At 52.0% G+C, this 21,894-nt stretch carries 12 protein-coding genes and 3 pseudogenes; 11 read left to right on the forward strand and 4 right to left on the reverse strand.

The genetic code is table 11. The features are described 5' to 3' along the window. Positions 1 to 165: 165 nt before the first annotated feature. Both JI735_RS17285 and JI735_RS17290 read right to left on the reverse strand, forming a co-directional pair. Positions 166 to 1,083 carry an alginate lyase family protein gene (locus tag JI735_RS17285; RefSeq protein WP_202676232.1) on the reverse strand — a complete coding sequence of 306 codons (918 nt, stop codon included), beginning with the start codon at positions 1,081 to 1,083 and terminating at the stop codon, positions 166 to 168. A gap of 90 nt (positions 1,084 to 1,173) precedes the next feature. Further along, positions 1,174 to 2,305, reverse strand: a pseudogene (locus tag JI735_RS17290) (glycoside hydrolase family 88 protein). Between the two features lie 118 nt (positions 2,306 to 2,423). Here JI735_RS17290 and JI735_RS17295 point away from each other — a divergent pair. Further along, positions 2,424 to 3,308, forward strand: a complete 885-nt coding sequence (locus tag JI735_RS17295; RefSeq protein WP_051051580.1) for an AraC family transcriptional regulator — start codon at positions 2,424 to 2,426, stop codon at positions 3,306 to 3,308. Positions 3,309 to 3,368: 60 nt separating this feature from the next. On the opposite strand, the gene JI735_RS17300 is transcribed toward JI735_RS17295, so the two are convergent. Then, positions 3,369 to 4,232: a helix-turn-helix transcriptional regulator gene (locus JI735_RS17300; RefSeq protein WP_202676233.1), complete on the reverse strand. Its 864-nt coding sequence runs from the start codon at positions 4,230 to 4,232 to the stop codon at positions 3,369 to 3,371. Between the two features lie 166 nt (positions 4,233 to 4,398). On the opposite strand from JI735_RS17300, the gene JI735_RS17305 reads away from it, so the two are divergent. Continuing rightward, positions 4,399 to 6,372: a beta-galactosidase trimerization domain-containing protein gene (locus JI735_RS17305; RefSeq protein ID WP_202676234.1), complete on the forward strand. Its 1,974-nt coding sequence runs from the start codon at positions 4,399 to 4,401 to the stop codon at positions 6,370 to 6,372. 43 nt (positions 6,373 to 6,415) lie between these two features. Then, entirely contained in the window at positions 6,416 to 7,552 is a 1,137-nt protein-coding gene (locus JI735_RS17310) for a serine hydrolase domain-containing protein (protein WP_233475929.1), read from the forward strand. A gap of 139 nt (positions 7,553 to 7,691) precedes the next feature. Here the strand turns inward: JI735_RS17310 and JI735_RS17315 are convergent, their stop codons facing one another. Continuing rightward, positions 7,692 to 8,729, reverse strand: coding sequence for a LacI family DNA-binding transcriptional regulator (locus tag JI735_RS17315; RefSeq protein ID WP_039833708.1), 1,038 nt, complete (start codon positions 8,727 to 8,729; stop codon positions 7,692 to 7,694). A 412-nt stretch (positions 8,730 to 9,141) separates the two neighbouring features. Here JI735_RS17315 and JI735_RS17320 point away from each other — a divergent pair, with 412 nt between their 5' ends. The 8 genes and pseudogenes from JI735_RS17320 to tnpA all read left to right on the forward strand — a co-directional run bounded on the left by JI735_RS17320 (position 9,142) and on the right by tnpA (position 21,757). After that, the gene (locus JI735_RS17320; protein ID WP_020432432.1) at positions 9,142 to 10,095 is read left to right on the forward strand and encodes an ABC transporter permease; all 954 of its coding nucleotides are present in this window, start codon (positions 9,142 to 9,144) and stop codon (positions 10,093 to 10,095) included. A gap of 17 nt (positions 10,096 to 10,112) precedes the next feature. Next, positions 10,113 to 10,994: a carbohydrate ABC transporter permease gene (locus JI735_RS17325; RefSeq protein WP_039833709.1), complete on the forward strand. Its 882-nt coding sequence runs from the start codon at positions 10,113 to 10,115 to the stop codon at positions 10,992 to 10,994. A 59-nt stretch (positions 10,995 to 11,053) separates the two neighbouring features. Next, complete coding sequence (locus JI735_RS17330) at positions 11,054 to 12,667, forward strand: ABC transporter substrate-binding protein (protein WP_039833710.1); 1,614 nt, start codon at positions 11,054 to 11,056, stop codon at positions 12,665 to 12,667. Between the two features lie 31 nt (positions 12,668 to 12,698). Then, positions 12,699 to 14,195: a glycoside hydrolase family 32 protein gene (locus JI735_RS17335; RefSeq protein WP_039833711.1), complete on the forward strand. Its 1,497-nt coding sequence runs from the start codon at positions 12,699 to 12,701 to the stop codon at positions 14,193 to 14,195. Positions 14,196 to 14,199: 4 nt separating this feature from the next. Next, positions 14,200 to 15,086 (forward strand): annotated as a pseudogene (locus JI735_RS17340) (ROK family protein). 144 nt (positions 15,087 to 15,230) lie between these two features. Then, complete coding sequence (locus tag JI735_RS17345; RefSeq protein ID WP_202676235.1) at positions 15,231 to 19,085, forward strand: GH32 C-terminal domain-containing protein; 3,855 nt, start codon at positions 15,231 to 15,233, stop codon at positions 19,083 to 19,085. Between the two features lie 441 nt (positions 19,086 to 19,526). Then, positions 19,527 to 20,700 (forward strand): annotated as a pseudogene (locus tag JI735_RS38145) (IS3 family transposase). A 622-nt stretch (positions 20,701 to 21,322) separates the two neighbouring features. Next, positions 21,323 to 21,757, forward strand: coding sequence for an IS200/IS605 family transposase (gene tnpA / locus JI735_RS17365; protein WP_202677613.1), 435 nt, complete (start codon positions 21,323 to 21,325; stop codon positions 21,755 to 21,757). The last annotated feature ends 137 nt before the right edge of the window (positions 21,758 to 21,894 follow it).

The raw sequence follows: 21,894 nt of genomic DNA on the forward strand, positions 1-21,894 counted from the left end.
ATAAGGCTGGAGGGGCTGTGTGCTTTGAAGGGTTTATACTTCTGATGACCGCATTTTCTGTGATTGCACTTTGTATAATAGATCATGCCATCTTGTAAAAAACAGAGCCTTGGACGAAATTGTCCAAGGCTCTGGCGGCGCAGCGTCTGTCAACGCAACGTCTGGCTATCCGGGTGTGAACTGCAGCTCGGGAAAAATCCAGGCGTAGGACTGATAATATCCGCTGTGTATATTCTTATTCCCGGTTATCGGGCGATAAGGGGAGACGAAACGTTCATATTCAGGATCGCTGTAAACCCTGGACATGGCTTCGTACAAATCCAGCGGCCATGTATCGGAAGCCAGCGGAGCCGGGAATTTCTGAGCGTCGCCGTAAGGCCATTCCGCTATGCGCCCGTCGGCATAATAAAAGAAGGTATCGAGTGCCTTCTTGACGCTTTTTCCGCCCGGAGAGGTCCAGTGGAACAAATTCTCGCCGGTAGTGTCAGCGACTAGCTTGATGGCAGCCGTGAGGGGAGCAAGGGAGAAATAATGATACCAGATCGCATTGCATCCTCTTGTTGTTTCTTCCGGAATGAGTCCGGAAGTTTCTAGGGAGCTGTCTATATGCTCCTTGAGGTTGGCGACTTCTTCCGCAAAACGGGCTTGGTCGCCCATCAGGCGGAACAAGGATAATTGGGCATACAAGCTCCAGCTCCACCAGTTGTTCCGGAGCGGAATGCGATCCCACTCGGGCAGGCACACACCAGTCATCCAGGCAATGAACAGGTCTTTGTTCTCCTTGCGCCAGCCGGAATAGCCTTGGATCAGCCCGGCTGCCTGGATCAGCCCTGTTCCCAAATAGGCGGAGACCAGCGGGCCGTCATCGCCGGTCAGCACCTTGTTGATGGCCGCCCAGCCATCAATCAATTCCAGCGCTTTATCCGCATATTCGGCCCTGCCGGTGTGGCGGAAGGCCAATGCCGCCATGCAGGCCGCCTGGGCATCCTCTTCCATCAACCGTTTGGCTGCCTGATGGCCGGCCATGTCGAAATAAAAGCCGGGAATATTCCATGCCGGAACGGCGTGGCAGCTAACGGACATACTGTCATTTGCAACTTGCAGCAGCTGTTGTAATGCAGGCTGGGTGTTCATAAGTGTGCATCTATCCTTTCGGTTTCTGGCTCAAAGTCATTACCGTTCATACCAATAGCCCGGCACTCCGCCGCTCCAGCCGCATCAAGGCCTCCAGATAAAAATAGTCTCCCCAGATCACATAATCATCAGGCGAAATACCAAGCCGGACGGCGTAGGAACCTCGGTTCAGCAGTCCTTGTGCATCCGGCTCCCCCTTCGTCGAGTAGTTGGCGGCAAGGGAGGCAACGATTCTCCGGGCTGCTTGTGCCAGCCATTCCCGGTCAGCGTCGTGCTCTGGAAGCAGCTCAACCAGCTCCAGCATGCCCGATGCGGCAATGGCTGCAGCGGAGCTGTCCCGTTTGGTCTCGGGAATCTGCGGCACATCGAAATCCCAGAACACCACGCTATCCTCAGGAAGTCGGTCTACAAAATAGCGGGCGAGCCGCTTGGAGGTTTCCAGCAGCCCGGGCTGCCGCATATACCGGTAGGCCAGCGCGAAACCGTAAATACCCCAGGCTTGGCCTCTGGTCCAGGTCGAGCCGTCGCGGCTCCCTTGGTGGGTCCCTCCACGGATTGAGTCTCCGGTCACCGGATCGAAGTAAAAGGTATGGTACGTGGAGTCATCTCCGCGGACCAGAAAACGGCGGCTCATGGTCGTCTGCTGCTCAGCGGCCTGACGGTAGGCCTCCCGGCCGGTCTGCTGGTAAGCCCAATGCAGCAGAGGCAAATTCATCAGGCAATCGATGATAATGCGGCCGCCGTTCTCGGGATCATTCTTGGGGCCCCACGCCTGGAGAATTCCCGGAATTTCGCGCCATCTTTCCAGCAGAACATCCGCTGCCTGCAAGGCGGCGGACCGGGAGCTTTCATCCCGTTCCAGAATCCAATGGGCTTTGATGGAGGGAGAATAGAGAAATCCGATGTCATGATGCTCCAGGCCCACCCGGTGCTCAAGGCGTTCCCGGAAGTTGTCCAAGGTTGTCATAGCGGCCGTCCGAAACCGGGGGTCCTTGGAGTATTCATAAGACAGCCAGAGCAGTCCGGTCCAGAAGCCCTCGGTCCAGTCGTTACCCGGGGTTAGCCGGTAGATCCGGTCACCTTGGGTGCTTGTAACGGGGAACTTGTCTCCAAATCGCTCAATATTGTGTGAAACTACGCGCAAGGCGTCCTCGATGGCTTGTGCCCACATAGTGGTATCCTCCATTTCGCGTTATCATGCTGCCTCTATTATATAACCGGACGAATGATTGCCGGTTGTGCTAAAATGTAACCAAATTGCGATTATAGCAACGGGGGAGGCGTTCGCGTTGGCGTCACATATTGAACATGTGGATCCGGGTCACAGCAGCTTTTTTCTGGCTTTCCGGGATGAGCTGCAGGAGGATCACTTTCATAAATTTCATGCGCATCAGGGTCTGGAATTGTTATTTATCCATGAAGGGCAAGGGATCGTGGAGGTGGAGGGGCGCACCTATGAACTGCAAGGAGGATCGTTATTCTGCTTCCAGCCATACCAGCTGCACAAGGTGGAGATTCCCGCCCCAAGGGATGCCCGGGATGTCCGCTATGTCCGGACAAATCTGACCTTTGAGCCGCGGTACCTGGAGCCGTTTCTGGCTCCATATCCCAAGCTGGAGGCGTTTCTCCGCTTTCTGTCCAGGGGGACGCTGTCTTCGCCCAGATTTGCTGTTGATGACAGCCGGCTGATGGGAGCGGTGGAGAGTCATGTTCGGGCCGTACTTGAACCGGGGGAGGGGCAGGAGGAGGCCCGCATCCTGTTCCTGATCTCCTTGCTGCGGTATCTCCAGCTGGCGGTTATCTCCGGGGAGGAACTGCCGCCGGAGGGCTGGTCCGTTAAAACAACGGCCCATATCGAATCGGTTATGGATTGGATCGAAGGCCATTTCCGGCAGCCCTTCAGTCTGGAGCTGCTGGCAGGGGAGCTGCATCTGTCCTCCTACTATGTATCCCATTTGTTCAAACAGTACACCGGGGTATCGCTTACGGATTATGTGACGGCCAGAAGAATCCGTGAAGCCTGCGTGCTGCTGGGGAACTCCGGGCAGTCCGTACAGAGAATCGCCCGCGAGGTCGGGGGGCTTAGCGCCCCTTATTTTTGCAAGCTGTTCAAAAAACACAAAGGCATGACGCCCCTGGACTACCGTTCGGCGCTTCACCATACGGCCAAATAGCGGACGGGTTTCCGCGCCAGCCTTATCCCGGCACCGGGTAAGCCGGATTTATCCCGGCTTTTAAGCCTTTCCGTTCCTGATCTGGCGGTAGCTTCCGGGGGTGACTCCAGTTAGTTTCCGAAACAGCCGGATGAAGTAATTGGCATTTTCAATGCCGACCTGCCGGCCTACTTCCGATACGGAAAGCTCCATGTTTTCCAGCAATGATTTGGCCTTCTTGATTTGCAGATCATGCAGATACTGGAGCGGACTCATCCCTGTGTATGTTTTGAGGCACCGGGCGAGATAGTCGAACCGGAAATGAAGCGTCTGCTCCATGTGCCTGGCGTCGAAGGGCCGGGTCAGATGCTGCTGGAGGTAGGCGATTGTCTGATCGCAGAGCTGTCTTGCGCGGGGGGCATATTGCATTTTTGCGGCAGCCTGCAATTGGACCAGAAGACCGGCAAGCTGCGTCTGCAGCGGTAAGGAGCTTGCCGGAGACAAGGCCTGATGAAGCTCCACCATCTGCTCCAGGAACGGCAGAACGCCGGGAGGATGCAAAACGGTAAACTTCGGAATATACATCACCTGCTGCTGCGGAGCCACATCGAGATTTGTCCCTTTGACATAGGGAAAGGACCAGGGGATTTTTCCGCTGTCAACCGTCCGGACCGGTGCCGGATGAACAAAATGAATCCAGTAAATTTCCGTGATTTCTTCACAAGGACGATGCCCGGTATGTCTGCGGCCCGGTTCGAGCACCAGCATGGTGCCTGCCTTGATTTCGTAGGGCACCTCATCTTCCGTCATATACAGGGTACCCTTTATGACAAACAGCATGTCATATACATCGAACGAACGGGTTTCATGCTTTTGCCCCGGCGGCCAAAAGGCATGGCCGATGGTCACCAGCTGCGGCAGCGGGGGATGGCAAGCTCCAGGCAATTCATTGCAGGGTGCTCCTTTCAGAACCTGTTATCTATGGTTTCATTGTAGCATGGTGAAATTCAATAAGGTAGAAAATGTGCTACTATAAGTCGATTCAGGACCTGTCAGATCCCGGAAGAAGTCATTATACTGAAGGTATAAGATCCGGAAAGGAAGGGAAAACATGCGATTTCGTCAGGTTCATCTCGATTATCACACCTCCGAAGCCATAACACCAATCGGAGCCCGTTTTGACAAAAAACAGTTTCAGGAGATGCTGAAGCTGGGCAACGTGGATTCTGTCACAGTCTTCTCCAAATGCCACCATGGCTGGGCCTATCATCCGTCGGAGGCCAATGAGATTCATCCCGGGCTGAGCTTCGATTTACTTGGAGCCCAGATTGAAGCCGCCCATGAAATTAACGTAAAGACGCCGGTATATCTGTCGGCCGGTCTGGATGAGAAGCTGGCCAGGCGCCATCCGGAATGGCTTATCCGGGACGAAAACGATCAGACGAACTGGGTGAAAGGCTTCCTGGAACCGGGATATCACCAGTTCTGCATGAACACGCCTTACCTGGATATCCTGATTGCCCAGACCCGTGAGGTCGTGTCGCGCTATGATCTGGACGGCCTGTTCTTCGATATTGTCGGTGTGCGCAAATGTTACTGTCACAGCTGTATAGAAAGCGTGCGGCGCGAGGGCGGAGATCCTCGGGATGAGCAGGCGATGCGCAGACTCTGGGAGAGAACCTATGCCAATTATACGGCCAGGGTGAAGGAAGCGGCCGAAGCAATCAAGCCGGGGCTGCCGATCTTCCATAATGGCGGACATATCGCGCGCGGCCGCCGGGATCTGGCCTTTATGAATGACCATTTGGAGCTGGAATCGCTGCCGACAGGCGGCTGGGGTTATGATCATTTCCCGCTGTCGGCCAGATATGCGCAGACGCTGGGCGTCCAATTCCTGGGCATGACCGGGAAATTCCATACGTCCTGGGGAGAATTCGGCGGCTATAAGCATCCGAACGCGCTCCGTTATGAAACCGCACTCAGCATTGCCAACGGCGCAGGATGTTCAATCGGTGATCAGCTGCATCCCGACGGACATATGGATGAAGCGACCTATGCCCTGATCGGAGAAGCTTACCGTGAGGTCGAGCGCAAAGAAGCATGGTGCACTCAGGCGACGAATGTTGCGGATATCGCGCTGCTGTCGCTCGAAGCGGCTGGTGTTCACCCGCAGGCACAGACCGGCGGGCGCAAGCCGCCATCGGATGCAGGCGCCGCCCGCATACTGCTGGAGGGGAAATTCCTGTTTGACGTTATCGACAAGGAGCATGATTTCACAGCCTATAAAGTGTTGATTTTGCCGGATTATGTGGCTGTGGATGAAGGGCTGCGCGGCCAATTGGAGCTGTTCCTGCAGCAGGGCGGTAAAATTCTGGCGACAGGCTGGTCCGGGCTTGATCCGGAAGGGACGCAGTTTGCGGTCGATTTCGGGGCGCGGCATGTGGAAGCCAATCCTTACCGTCCCGATTATTTCCGTCCTGCCTTCAAGCCCGGGAGCCTGCAGGAGGCTTCCTTCATCTTTTATGCCCAGGGGCAGAAGATCGAGCTTGCCGGCGGCACAGAGCTTGGACGCCGTGAAGACCCGTATTTTAACCGCGATGTATTTACCTTCTGCTCACACCAGCATAGCCCGAGCAGTTACACTAATGGTGGACCCGGCATGGTCGAAAACGGCAATGGAATTTATATCGCTTGGAATGTATTTGAAGATTACGCTGCCAAAGGCAGCCTGATTGTGAAGGAAACCGTTCTGCACGCGCTGAACCGGCTGCTTCCTGACAAAACCCTGCATACAAATCTCCCGGCGCAGGGCGTCGTCACGCTGCAGGAACAGAAGGAGGAGAAGCGCCTGGTCAATCATCTGCTGTATGCGTCGCCGGTCCGCAGAGGCGAGAACATCGAAGTGATCGAGGACATTATCCCGCTATACGATGTCCAGGTGTCTGTCCGGACAGAGGGCCGGGTTCAGAATGTGTATCTGGCTCCGCAGATGACACCGCTCTCTTTTAGCCGGGAGGAACAGAACGTTCACTACACGGTACCCGTGCTGGAGTGCCATCAAATGGTGGTTCTTGATTATGAATGAGCCTCAATTTTGATAATTATACTTTGCAAAAAGAGGATGACGAATGATGAACTTTGAACCTGTATCTTCATTTATCGACCGCATCACCTCCTGGCGTATCCCGTGGGCGGAGGTGCTTGTTATGCACCGCAACGAACCGGTTTTCCGTTACCGTAACGGCTATGCCAGCCTGGAAGAGAAGACGCCAATCGACGATGGACGGATTATTAATCTCTACTCGCTGACCAAGATCATGACCTGCACGGCAGCTCTCCAACTCTTGGAGAAGGGTGCCTTCCTGCTGAATGACCGGCTGTCAGACTATCTGCCGGAATACACTGAAATGAATGTAAAGAAAAGATTGCCGGGAGGCGAACTCGCACTTGAGCGGGCGGTGCATCCGATTACGGTGCGTGATCTGTTCACCATGTCGGCGGGGTTCTCCTATGATCTGGGGCTGCCTTCCATTAAGGAAGCAGTAAGCCGCACAGGCGGCAAAATGCCGACACGTGCCATTGCAGAGGCCCTTGCCAAGGAGCCGCTTCAATTCGAGCCGGGTACCCGGTGGAATTACAGCTTATGCCATGATGTCCTTGCAGCTCTCGTGGAGGCTGTGGATGGCCGGCGGTTTGGCACGTATATCCGGGAGGAAATTACCGGGCCGCTGGGCATGGCCGATACAGGCTTCGATCTCCCGGACGAGAAGCGGAGCCGTCTGGCACCGCAGTACGAATATAGCGATGAGCTCGGCAAGCCCGTGCGGAAGGACGGGAACGGGTTCCGGCTAGGAAGCGAGTACGAGAGCGGAGGGGCGGGATTGCTGTCTACCGTGACCGACTACGCGCAATTCTTGAATGCGCTGACGAATCAGGGAACAAGCCCGGACGGTGTGCGTATTCTGTCACCGGCATCGGTGGAGCTGATGCGGACCGAGCAGCTGACCGAAAGCATGCGCGGCGATTTCTCCTGGGAACAGCTGAAAGGCTACAGCTATGGGCTGGGCGTCAGAACCCATATCTCCCAGGCCCGCAGCGGCTCGCTGAGCCCGCTCGGCGAATTTGGCTGGAGCGGCGCCGCCGGCTGCCTGGCCGTCATCGATCCGGCTTCGCAGCTGACCGTTATGTATGCGCAGCATATGCTGAACAATCAGGAGCCTTTTGTGCATCCGCGATTGAGAAATATCGTGTACGCCTGTTTGTAACCAACCTGGTTTTTGTTTTCGCCGACACTTCCATTTTACCTTGAAAAACAACAAGGGCTGACCCAAGTAGCCGTTTTATGGCTTTTGGGCCAGCCTCTTTTGCGTCCCTGAAAACATAGGAAACATAGACTTCACACCATTATTCCAAGGAGGTAGAGTCCCTGAATATGGGTTTGGTGTAGATATGAGAAACCTGGTAAGGCTGTCCGGGATGGCTGACCCGTGACAGCAGCATTTCAGCGGCGGTAACACCCATTTCGTTGCTGTAGATGTGAACGGTGGTCAGATGAGGTTCGATGATCTTTGATTCCGGACCGTTGTCAAAACCGCTGACCACAATATCCCCGGGAATGGTATAGTTTTGACTCTTCAATGCTTTCATGAAGTTGACGGCAATATAGTCGTTGGCACAGACCAAAGCCGAAGGAAGCTCAGGCATATCCTTAAGCTTTTCATCCGCCCAGCTAGGGCTGGAGAAAAAGTTCTGATCCTCATCCAGAACACACTGTGAGAGATTCAGCTGGATGCCGGACTCCGTTAAAGCACGGTTGAACCCCACCCATCTTTCGTTAAAGCTCCGGCAGTGATTATAGTCCCCGATAAACCCGAGTGTTGTGTAACCGCCATCAATTAACTTCTTGGTAACCAGATAAGTACTGTGTTCGTTCTCCATCAACAGCACATCCGCTTGAAATTCAGGGTAGCAGACATGTGCAGAACAATCGATGAAAATAGTTGGAATACCAAGGCTTGTAATCAGATTGCTGTATTCGAGATTGAAAAGCTCAATACAGATAATCCCGTCCACATTGGAGATATCGAAGTTGTTGGGAAGGGCCAGAGATTGCTGCTCGATGTCCCGGATGATGTGAATGGATAGATTATAGCCCTCGGCGCTGATGCGTTTCTCCAAGCCGCTGATCAGGGTCGAGCCGAAATGGGAGGTGTTGGGCAAGTTCTCTGTCAATAAAGCGATGTTTCTGGAGCTCTTGGACAACTTGCTTTCGTCCTCCATAAAGGAAAACTGCTTGTATCTCATTTCTCTGGCTTTTTTAATGACTTTATTCCGGGTTTCCTCGGGAATGCCCTTCGTCCCGTTCAAAGCTTTGGAGGCCGTATTTCTGGAGATTCCCAAAGCATCCGCGATGTCCTGTATGGTTACTCTATCTCTAGCCATGTATTGTACGTTCACCTCTATATCATATCTTCTCATCGTCTTAACTTTCTTAAATGTATAATAGTTTTCCAAAAATAGCAATATAAAATTTACAAATGAACAAATCAGTTTACATTTTACGATAGTCATATGTGCAAAAATGCCATACGAATCACTACGCTGCATCAATGTGCTAAGCCGAAAATTACAAAAAAACCCTACTTTTCACCCACAATTTGTTATTTTATAAAGGGAAATAGCTGATTTTGAATTGTTTTTATTGTCAAATGAACAAAAATATTTTTACAAAATTTATTGACGTATGGTGAACTGTCTGATAAATTGTAAATGCAGCAGGGCTTGAAGGCCGCTGAATCGGTGAGCTGCATGTGCATCACAAATTAAATTTGTAAAAGAAATGGAGGCAAAGGCATTGCAAAACACAATAAAAGCGAATGCCGGAAGTACGGTACCCAGATCTTCGGGCTCCTTGCTGAATTTTGTAAAGAAGCATTACTTTCTTTATTTAATGCTCGCTCCGGCGTTGATCCTAACCCTTATTTTCAAATACGGCCCTATGTATGGCGCGATCATCGCCTTTAAAGATTTCAGTCCCATCAAAGGAATCCTGGGCAGTGAGTGGGTAGGTTTTTACAACTTCAACAAGTTTCTTTCTTCCCCCAATTTTGAAGTCATTTTTATGAATACGCTTAAATTAAGCTTTTTCGGTCTGATATTGAGCTTTCCCGTTCCCATCCTGCTGGCCTTGATGCTGAATCAGGTACGCAAGTCTGCAATCAAAAAGAACATACAGTTGTTTCTGTATGCGCCTAACTTTATTTCCGTAGTGGTTGTGGTGGGGATGCTGTTTATCTTCCTGTCCCCGACAGGGCCGATCAACCAGCTCCTTACCTGGGCTACAGGTGAACCTGTGATGTTCATGTCCCGTCCCGAGTATTTCCGCTGGATCTACATTTTGTCGGATATCTGGACGAGTGCAGGCTGGGCCTCGATTATTTATGTGGCGGCACTGGCCAACGTTGATCCCGAGCTACATAATGCAGCAAATCTGGACGGCGCCAATCTTTTGCAGAGAATACGCCATATTGATCTTCCGACCATTCGCCCGATTATGGCCATTGTGTTTATTCTCGCTGCGGGCGGCATCATGTCGATTGGATTTGAAAAGGCTTATCTCATGCAGACGGCGACCAACCTGCCGACTTCCGAGATCATTCCGACTTATGTGTACAAAATTGGCTTGCAGTCGGGCGACTACGCCTACTCAGCCGCAGTAGGGTTGTTCAACTCGCTTATCAACGTTGTTTTGCTCATTACAGTGAACTTCATTGTGAAGAAGCTGAATGAGGGCGACGGCCTTTACTAAGAAAGGAGCACCTGTTCATGTTCATCAAACATTCCCGGCTGGACCGCTTTATTCTCGCGCTGAATGCCACGTTTTTGACGCTCGCTGTATTGGTGGTGGTGCTTCCGCTCGTTTATGTGGTGATTGCTTCCTTCATGGACCCGTCGGTACTGCTCAGCCAAGGATTATCCTTCAAAATCTCGGACTGGTCCTTAGACGGCTACGAAATGATCCTGACCAATCCGGCGATGATCCGCGGTTTTGGAAACGCTGTTTTCTACTCTGTGGCATTTGCCATACTTACTGTTCTGGTCTCTATCTGCGCAGGCTATGCCCTGTCGGATGACAGGCTGAAGGGCAGAGGTTTTTTTATGACGCTGTTCATTATCACGATGTTTTTTGGAGGGGGACTTGTTCCGACTTACCTGCTGGTCAAAAATCTGGGCCTGCTCGACACCGTCTGGGCCGTTATCATTCCCGGTGCAGTCAACGTATGGAACATTATCCTGTCCCGTACCTTTTTCAAGGGTGTGCCCAATGAATTGAGGGAGGCAGCCAATGTGGATGGGGCATCCGAGTGGCGGATTTTCATCGGCATTGTATTGCCGCTCTCCAAACCCATTATCTTCGTGCTTGCCCTGTACGCCTTTGTTGGCCAGTGGAATTCCTATTTTGATGCCATGATTTATCTGGATAATCCGAACCTTCATCCGCTGCAGCTTGTACTGCGTTCCATCCTGATTCAGAACCAGGTCGATCCGGGCATGATCAGTGACCAGCTCGCCATGGCGGAAATGAAACGGTTGTCCGAGATCATCAAATATGCTGCCATTGTGGTGTCGAGTCTGCCGCTGATTATTATGTATCCTTTCTTCCAGAAGTATTTTGAAAAAGGTGTCATGCTCGGTTCCCTGAAATAGGGGACGGGCTGAACATAGATACAGATTTACATTCATCCTACTCAGGAGGTCATGTGTCCATGAAAAAACCGACAAAATCAAAAGTGGTAACCAAAGCAGCTTCAGCGTCTGTGCTTGCCTCTCTCATGTTCCTTAGTGCATGCAGCGGCGGCGGAGGAGGAAGTGCAGCCAGTAAAGAACAAGACCCCAGCGGCAAAGTTACCCTGAACTTTATTACCCAAAGCTCCCCGCTGGCCCCGGCCGACCCGAATGACAAGCTGATCAATAAACGCCTTGAAGAAAAAACAAATGTTCATATTAACTGGAAAAACTTCACCAAGGACGTATTTGTGGAAAAAAGAAACCTGGCGGTGGCCAGCGGCGACCTTCCCGATGCAATTTTTAATGCTGATTATAGTGATTATGAACTGCTGAAGCTCGCCAAAGACGGTACGATCATTCCGCTGAACGATCTGATCGAGAAGAATATGCCCAACTTTAAAAAGGTACTGGAAGAAGCTCCTGAATACAAGAGCATGATTACGGCGCCGGACGGCAATATCTATGCCTTTCCCTGGATTGAAGAGCTGGGCAACGGCAAAGAGCGGATTCAGGCTGTAGACAGCATGCCTTGGATTAACGTCGAATGGCTGAAGAAGCTGGGCCTGGAGATGCCGAAAACGACGGATGAGCTGAAAAAAGTGCTGATCGCGTTCAAAACCCAGGACCCGAACGGCAACGGCCAGGCGGATGAAATCCCGCTGTCCTTCATCAATAAGCCGGGTGCGGAAGATCTGGCCTTCCTCTTTGCTTCCTTCGGGCTTGGGGAGAACCCCGACCATGCGGTGGTAAGCGATGACGGCAAAGTGATCTTTACCGCTGCGGAAGAAGGCTACAAAAACGCTATTTCATTTATTAATGAGCTGTACAAAGAAGGGCTTATTGACATCGAGGCTTACACGCAGGACTGGAGTACGTATCTGGCCAAAGGGAAGGAGCAACGCTACGGCCTGTACTTCTCTTGGGATAAAGCTAACATCTCCGGAGCTAATGATGCCTATGATGTAATGCCGCCGCTCGCCGGCCCGGATGGTGAAGTTAACGTAACGAGAACCAACGGGCTGGGTCTTGGCCGCGGCAAAATGGTCTTGACGAGCGCCAACAAAAACCTGGAAACGACGGCGAAATGGGTGGACCAGCTGTATGATCCGCTCCAATCCGTACAGGACAACTGGGGCACCTACGGGGATGAAACGCAGCAGAACATCTTCGAATTGGATGAGGCCAAAGGCATGCTGAAGCATCTGCCGCTGGAAGGTGCGGCTCCTGTTGAGCTTCGCGAGAAAACAAGCATCGGCGGGCCGCTGGCTGTCCTGGATTCCTACTATGGCAAATATACCACCATGCCGGATGATGCCAAAGGCAGAATGGATATTATCAAAAACATCATGGCGCCAAAGATGAAAGCGGAGAATGTAATGCCAAGCGTGTTCAATTCGATTGAAGAGCTGGACCGCCTGACGACGATTGAAACGGATTTGTTCGCCTACGTCCTTAGAATGCGTACAGAATGGTACCAGAACGGCAAAGTGAATGAGCAGTGGGGAGAATATCTGAAAGAGCTGGACCGTCTTGGCCTGCAGGAATGGCTGAAAATCAAACAAGACGGTTATGACAGAGCAACCAAAAAATAAACAATAGAGTGGAGAAAAGGAGAGAGCCATCATGCCAGCTAGCACAAAACAAAACTACCGGGGGGTCTATCATTTCTCGCCCAAGGCCAAGTGGATGAACGACCCGAACGGGATGGTCTATTTTGAAGGAGAATATCATTTGTTTTTCCAGCATCATCCGGATGGAATGACCATGGGGGCCATGCACTGGGGCCATGCGGTCAGCAAGGATCTTGTCACCTGGGAAGAGCTGCCTGTCGCACTTTTTCCGGATGAGCTCGGGATGATTTTCTCGGGAAGTGCTGTTGTGGACTGGAACAATACGACGGGATTTTTTGCGGATAAGCCGGGACTGGTTTCCATCTTTACCCATCACCTGGATATGCCCGAAGGGCAACCACCAGTTCAGCGCCAAAGTCTCGCTTACAGCCATGATAACGGCAGAACCTGGACCAAATACGAAGGCAATCCCGTGCTGGAGGATGATGCCTTTATCGATTTCCGTGATCCGAAGGTGTTCTGGAACCCGGAAACAGACAAATGGGTAATGATCGTTGCTTGCGGTCAAACGGTATGCCTGTATCATTCCCCGGATCTGATCCATTGGACATTTGCCAGTGAATTCGGCAAGGGCATCGGCTCTCATGACGGTGTGTGGGAATGCCCGGACTTGTTCCCGCTGCAAGTGGATGGAGACACATCGAACCTCAAATGGCTGATGCTGGTGAGTATCGGCGCGGACCCCGCTTTTGCTGAAGGCTCCAGAACGCAGTACTTCACTGGTAATTTTGATGGATACGTGTTTACTCCGGACGAGGATTCCCGGACGATCCGCTGGCTGGATTATGGAAGGGACAATTACGCAGGAGTAAGCTGGTCGGATGTGCCTGAAGCGGATGGAAGACGCCTGTTTATCGGCTGGATGAGCAACTGGATGTATGCACAGCAGACTCCGGCAGAAGAGTTCCGGGGAGCGATGACCCTGCCAAGAGAGCTGTATCTTGAATCCAGAGAAGGGAAAATCCTGCTCGTTCAGAAGCCGGCCCAAGAACTGGAGGCGGCCCGCATCCCGGTGCTTTCACTCAAAGACGTTACTGTGCAGGAAATCAATGCTTCCTTAGCCGGTCTTCAGCTGGATGCTTACGGGATCGCCGCGAAGCTGCCCCGTGGCATGTCTGCCGGATTCAAGGTAAGAGTCGGGACGGGGGAAGAAACCGTGACCGGAATTGATGCGCAGACCGGAGAGCTGTATGTAGACCGGGCGGCTTCCGGCCTGACCGGTTTCCATGAGCGGTTCCCCGGACGTCATTCGGCGGCGTTGCAGGCTCCGGGAGAGATCCATGATCTTTGCATTTATGTCGACCGTACTTCAGTTGAAGTGTTCGGCAATGGGGGCCAGGCGGTCATTACAGATCTTATCTTCCCTAAGCCTGAATCTGCGGGTATTGCTGCATTTGCCGAACATGAAGAGACGCCGTTTCTTTCACTGGAGGTCTACAAATTAGCTCTGCCTGCCGCAATTGGCGATGACCGGAAATCGGAGGGCTGACGGAATGCGTATAGGAGCCATTGAAGCAGGCGGAACCAAATTCGTGTTAGGGATCGGGGATGAAAACGGGGAAATCCTGAACCGGCTCAGCCTTCCAACCGGACATCCGGCTCAGACCCTACCCCGGGTGATTGAATATTTTCAAGACAAACAGGTAGAGGCGATCGGAGTGGGCTCCTTTGGTCCGATCGATATCAACCCGGAGAGTCCGACTTACGGCTACGTTACGACAACCCCTAAGCCGGGGTGGTCGGATTACGATCTGCTGGGGACTTTACGGCGTGCCTTTCCGGTCCCCTTTGGCTGGGATACCGATGTCAATGCAGCAGCATATGGCGAAGCCAAGTGGGGGGCTGCGCAAGGATTGTCCAGCTGTTTGTACTATACCGTAGGCACAGGTGTTGGTGTCGGCGTGTATTCGGAAGGCAAAATCATCCATGGCCTGGTACATCCTGAGGGCGGGCATGTGCTGACCAGACGGCATCCTGAAGATGAATTTGCAGGTGTGTGCCCGTATCATGGGGACTGCCTCGAAGGGATGGCGGCAGGTCCTGCCATTGAAGCCAGATGGGGAAAAAGGGCCACGAGCTGCCGAAGAACCATATCGCTTGGGAAATAGAAGCCTTCTATATTGCCCAGTCCATAACCAGTGCCATTTTACTTCTCTCTCCGCACAAAATTATTCTGGGCGGCGGCGTTATGCAGCAGCAGCAGCTGTTCCCGCTGATCCGGCAGGCGGTGCTCCAGAGCCTGAACGGTTATGTCAGCTCAAGTGCCATTCTGGAACACATGGATGAGTATATTGTTCCACCGGGTCTCGGCCATCAGGCGGGATTATACGGGGCTCTGGCCTTGGGGCTTGCGGCATGGAACAATCAGGGTTCTATATAGATGGAACTTGAAAATTAGAAAAAGGGATAAAGTGATCACGTTCAAATCCCAAAATAGATGCATCCGGCCAGTTATGCAACTGTAACTGGCCAGCTTTTTAATAAGAGGGTGGACATTGCGCAGACGAGAAATGGAGGACAACAGATGAGGAAGAAATTCAGGACAGTACTGTGCTTTCTGCTGGTTATAGGAACCGTGGCGGTTTCATCGGGCATGTATGCGGCAAATCCTGCCACAGGCTGGGCTGCGCCAGCAGATCAGGGGACAGGGGAAACGGACAAGGAGGGGCTTGCTATTAATGAGAACGCTGCCAATGTAATAACAAATCTGACAGGATGGCAAGTCAAAGGAAAGGGAGAGATGGAGAATACCGCAGAAGGGCTGTTGCTGACATCCGATCCGCAGCAAAATGTAATGGCTGTTTCCGAAACAGCGGCAGAGGATTTTTTGTACGAAGCCGATGTGATGCTCAAGGAATTGAAAGCGGATACTTCTTTGATCTTCCGTTCGGATGATGGCGGGAAGAATTCGTATATGCTGCAGCTTGCACCCGGGGCCGGGTTGATCCGCCTGAAAGATGCCGCAGGCGGGGCGGGCAAATTATACGAAGAACGACAGGTTTCCCTCAAGGAAGGGGAAATCTATCATCTCAAAGTAAAGGCTGAAGGGTCATCGCTGAAGGTATATTGGGGGAATCAGTACAAGCCTGTGATCGAGATTCAGGACAGTACATACCGTTCCGGCCGTCTTGGACTCCATGTGCGGGATGGTTCTGCTCTGTTCCAGAATATAACGGTAAGTGATCTGAAAGGAAACCTGGGTCCGGTGCTTATGAATAAAGGACAGTGGCAGCCTGACCTCAGGGGTCAAAAAGGTACTTCTGTAAAAGGGAGCAAAGCACAGCGGATCTATACCAGGCAAGCCGCTGATTTGGTATATGAAGGAACCGTCTCTTTGGGTTCCAATGCTGCTGCGGCACTGGCTTTCCGTTCCTCTGCCGATGGCGTCCGCGGCTATGAAGCCACCCTTGCCAAGGAAGGGGACCAGGTCCGTGTCAAGCTGACAAAAGCGGACGGAACTGTAGTTGCAAGCTCAGAGCACACTTATCCGAGCAGAACCGGAGCCAAGCATCAGGTGGAAATCAAGGCCAAGGGCAGCCGGATTCAAGTGTTCATCGACGGGTATACACCGGCGGCAATAGATATAAAAGACACTGCGTATTCAACCGGACACGCCGGACTTGTGGTGAAAACGGGAAACGCTTACTTTCAGGAAACCTATCTCACGGACGCGGACAGCTACTATAATGAAACTTTCCGTCCCCGGTATCATTATTCGCCGGTCCGCGGTTCCGCCAGTGACCCGAACGGGCTGGTCTATTTCGAAGGCGAATACCATCTTTTCCATCAGGATGGAGGCACATGGGCTCATGCCGTCAGCAAGGATATGCTGAACTGGAAACGCCTGCCGGTCGCCCTTCCATGGAATGATTACGGGCATGTCTGGTCCGGGGCTGCTGTAGCGGATGCAGCGAATGCATCAGGTCTGTTCACAGATTCGGGCGGCAAAGGCCTGATTGCCTATTATACTTCCTATAACCCGGATGGCCCGAACGGCAACCAGCGGATTGGCCTGGCTTACAGCAAGGATAAGGGGCGCACCTGGGAATATGCCAAGGACCGTCCGATTGTGATTGAGAACCCCGGCAAAAACGGAGAAGATCCGGGAGGCTGGGATTTCCGCGATCCCAAGGTGGTCCGGGATGACGAGAATAACCGCTGGGTGATGGTGGTGTCCGGTGGCGATCATATCCGGTTTTTCACCTCAACCAATTTGCTGGACTGGACGTTGACCGATAATTGGGGGTATGGGGATTATGTCCGGGGCGGTGTATGGGAATGCCCGGACTTGTTCCCGCTGACTGTACAGGGGACATCGCAGAAGAAATGGGTGCTCATGATCAGCACGGGCGCGAATCCGGCAACTGGAGGTTCGGACTCGGAATATTTTGTGGGGAGTCTGACGGCTGAAGGTAAATTCGTGAACGACAATCCGGCCGGAAAGGTCTTGCGGACAGACTTTGGCAAAGAGTATTATGCCTCCATGTCGTTCTCGGACATGCCGGATGGGCGCAGAGTGATGCTGGCGTGGATGTCCAACTGGGATTATCCGTTTGCTTTCCCGACTTCAGGCTGGAAGGGTGAGCTGACGGTTCCAAGAGAGGTTACCCTGGTCATGACCCCTGAGGGGCTTCGGCTTGCCCAGAGTCCGGTTAAGGAAATAGAGCAGCTGCGGAGCAGGCTGTTCACTGCAGCGGATAAGAGGGTCAGTTCTTCTTCTCCCAACCTGCTGAAGGGTCTCATAGCCGGTGCGTATGAAATTGAAGCCGAACTGGAGATCCCGGACGGCAGCACCGCAACAGAGTTTGGGTTTAACGTGCGCGAAGGAGCGGATCAGAAGACGGTTGTCGGCTACAAGGTAGGCGAAAGCCAGCTATTCGTTGACCGGTCCGCTTCCGGGGTAACCGATTTCTCCAGTCTTTTTAGTACAAGGCATGAAGCGGCTATGACAGCGGAGAACAAGCGGATCAAGCTGCGGATTTTGGTGGATGAATCTTCTGTTGAAGTTTTTGGCAATGGGGGCAAGGCGGTGTTCTCTGAAGTCATTTTTCCTGACCCGGCCAGCAGGGCAATGAGCTTTTATAGCCAGGGGGGCATGGTGAAGGTGATATCGCTGAAAGTGAATAAGCTGGGACCGGTATGGAATTCAGACAGCGGCGCAGCCACCCGGATTACTATGGATACCGCTGACCGTGAACTGGAGGCCGGGGACAGCGTGACGCTGCAGGCGGCAGTGGAGAACGGGCCCGGCAGCGGTGTTCACCCGCTGAGGTGGAAGTCGAGCAATGAAGAGGTGGCTGGTATCAGTGCAGCGGATTTTTCCCAGGCAACCCTTCAGGCGAAAAAAGCAGGGGAGGCCGTCATTACGGTATCCACCCCGAACGGCAAGGCTTCTGCCAGCCTGGTGGTAAAAGTATACGGCGGCGAATTTCATACCAACCTCAGCGGCTGGACCAAGGACTTGTCCATGGCTTCATGGATCGCCACAGGGGATGGCATGCGCGGGAAATACTCCAGCGACGCAAATAACATGGCCCAAGAGCAGGCGGGTAATTTTACGTATGAAGCCGGCATGAAGCTTGGTGAATCCGGCGGGGCAGGTTCGCTTCTGTTCCGTGCAAGCGGGGATGGGCGCAGCGGCTACTACTTGAATCTGGACCCTAACATGAAGTCTGTCCGCCTGTTCTACAAGCTCGACGGGCGGTTCGAGGATCGGCAGGTTCTGGCGAAATTTCCGGCCTTTATCCTGCCGGGTCAAACCTACAACATCAAGATTCAAGCGGAAGGCCCGCGCATCATCGTGTATATGGGAGGACGGCAGATCATGGACCTGAAGGACGGTACGTTTGCGGAGGGCCATTTCGGGCTTCATGTTTTTGGCGGGGAGGCTTCTTTTCAGAATGTAAAGGTGACCGGGGGAGCGCCAGCGGACTTGATGACCTCAAGCCTGGTGAATACTGCATCCGGGAGATCCCTGTATACAGACAGCCTGACAAATAGCGAAGCTGTTAAAGTGCGGAATGCCAATGAAGCCACGGATCAGAAATGGGTGTTTGTGCCGACAGGAGATGAAGCAGGCTCCTACTCCATCCGCACGACCGCCGGACAGGCGCTTGATCTGGACACAGGACGGAATACCATTCAGCTCTATACTTATCTGGGCTACAATAATCAGCGGTGGATCATCCGTAAGAATGAGGATGGCTCGGCTGCCATTATCTCTGCTCACCAACATCTGGCTCTGGCCATATCCGGGGATGGCTCCAAACTTACTTTAGAGGAGTATCGAACAGATGAAATGCGTCAGAAGTGGAGAATAAACCCTGATTCACATGGAAGCTTCAAAGGCACAGAAGAAATCAGGTCGTCTGCGGAGTGAAGCGGACAGAGAAGACGAATGAGTGTGAAGGGCCGGCAGCGAAATCCGGTCAAGAAAAGTAGAGCAAGCCGGCAAAAAGAGATCAACGGAGTTACCGTTGATCTCTTTTTTAAAAATTTATATGTTTTGGGGGAACTGACTTCCCCCTTATTTAACTGTAATACAGTGTGAAAAAATGTGGATATCTTGGAAGCCACACAGGATATAAGCGATGCAGTAGGGTTGGGTTCCATCCGCAGACTGATGCGGACTGAGGGGACCTTATTTTGCCAAAAATCTCACTTTTTCAGCAGTTACGGACTCAGGAGTCGTTATTTCGTTCGAATGAGCCTGGAATGAAGGGGAAAGGGATAAATAAAGGCATCTCTGAATTAGACTAAAAAGTGGACACGGGAAACACCCCCATAGATAATAGAATAAACTTTAGAAGAGGTGGTAACCGTGGTCGAACGGAAGCGATATAACAAAGAGTTCAAAGAAGAAACCGTAAAGTACATCCAAGAACAACGGAAATCCATGGACGAGATTGCCCTAGAACTCAACATTCCGAAAGGAACGCTCAAAGATTGGATGATGAAGTTTCGGCAGTTCCCCAATGAACCGTTTGTAGGGAGCGGGAAACTGCGTGCCCAAGAACAACAAATTGCGGATCTCGAGCAAAAGAATAAGGATCTGGAGGAGGAGGTCGCCATCCTAAAAAAGGCGATGCACATCTTCAGCAAAGACCGGGACTGAAGTTCCAGTTTATTGAGGAACATCGCTCCGTGTTCCGTATTGAGAAGATGTGCAGCGTACTCGGAGTCTCCCGAAGTGGATATTACAAGTGGCGGGCGACCCCTCCCAGTGAGCGCATGAAGCATCGGGAACGGCTCGTACAGCGCATTGAATACCACTTTCATGACAACGGTGAAATTTACGGTAGCCCCAAAATCACAAAGAAGCTCCAGCAAGAAGGGTTTACCGTGGGGAGAAAACGGTAGGCCGACTCATGCGAGAGCACAATCTTCGTTCCCAAGCAATGGGGAAATTTAAAGTTCAGACGACTGATTCGAACCACGACTTCCCGATTGCCCCGAATTGGCTAAACCAACATTTCGACGTGTGTACTAGACCCAACCAAGTATGGGTCACGGATATTACCTATATCCGAACACGCCAAGGCACGATCTATTTGGCGAGCGTTTTAGATTTGTACACACGCAAGATTGTCGGCTGGCAGCTCGGCAACCGAATGAAAGTCGAATTGGTTTCAGCGGCCCTGGACAAGGCCTACAACGCACAGAAGCCCGGGAAAGGACTGATCCACCATTCCGACCGCGGAAGTCAGTACGCCTCTGTAGAGTACCGGAAGAAGCTCAAGGGATACCATATGATTCGCAGCATGAGCCGCCGAGGGAACTGCTACGACAATGCTTGCATTGAATCGTTTCACAGTATTCTCAAACGAGAACTCATCTACCGCAGAAAATTCCAAACGCAAAAAGAAGCACAGAACCAGTTGTTCCGGTATATTGAGTTCTTCTACAACCGAAAACGAATACACAGTAAGCTGGGTTATCTTTCACCGGATCGCTTTGAGGCATTATATTACAGCAATCTTGCACTCGCAAACTGATTTTACTGTGTCCACTCTATTGACAGAAGCACACTCAGTCCGTTAGTCCTGCGGAATAGCCGAATCTTCTATCCATAACGGCTCTCCTGTCCGTAACGGCTGCGGATCGATCGCGAAGGAATAGGGCGATCCGTCTTTACCGGCTTCTTCGCAGGTGCTAGTTGGAAAAAGGGAACTTATTTTTCCGAAAAATAAGAAATTCTGAGGTTTAAGTGGAAAAAGTAAATCTAATTGGGCCACATTTCCGGTCCAATGGCGAAATGGGCTGAATTAGTGTCCCTTTTTCCACTTCATCTACCCGAGGGTAGGGTACTCCGGCAAATTAGTTAACCTTTTTCCACTTAAAGTGTTGCCGTAGGATTCATGGGGAATCGTTCTCCAGGTAACGCTAGAACCAAGACGGCTGCGCTGTCCCGTGGAGGACGGCACAGCCGTTTTTGTTTAGTGGCTTTAGCCAGTTGAGTACGCGAAGCGTGCGAAACAAAAAACCACCTGCTATGCGGGTGGTGTAGTGATGCTTATAGCAAAAAACCACCTGATGCGATCGTTATAATAGGAGTGTTCAAGCTACTATGTCTAACGAAAGGAGAAGGTGGTTTTTGTGGGACAAGCCAGAGAAGGCATGGCACAACCCAAGTGGATGTGCAAGTACCATATCGTATTCACCCCAAAGTATAGACGAAAGGTGATCTACAATCAATACAAAGAAAGTATCCGAGATATCCTAAAGCAACTCTGTGGCTACAAAGGAGTAGAGATTATCGAAGGACACCTCATGCCCGATCATATTCATATGTTGGTGAGTATTCCACCGAAAATGAGCGTCTCGAGTTTTATGGGATATCTGAAAGGGAAAAGTGCGCTCATGATCTTCGATAAGCATGCAAACTTGAAGTATAAGTACGGGAATCGCCATTTTTGGGCAGAAGGGTACTATGTAAGCACGGTAGGTCTCAATGAAGCAACGATTAAAAAGTATATCCAGGAGCAGGAAAGTCACGATATTGCACTGGATAAGCTGAGTGTGAAAGAGTATGAAAACCCCTTTAAGGGGTAGCTGGTAGTCCAAGCACCCCTTCAGGGGTAGGCAAAAGAGGCAAAGGCATAGTGGCTTGAACGAAGTGAAAGCCAGCGCCTTTAGACGCTAGCCGGCACCAGAGGCTTATAGCCTCAGAGCAAACCACCCGTTGGACG

The organism is Paenibacillus sonchi, from assembly GCF_016772475.1.
In the GTDB taxonomy this organism is placed as follows: Bacteria; Bacillota; Bacilli; order Paenibacillales; family Paenibacillaceae; genus Paenibacillus_AQ; species Paenibacillus_AQ sonchi.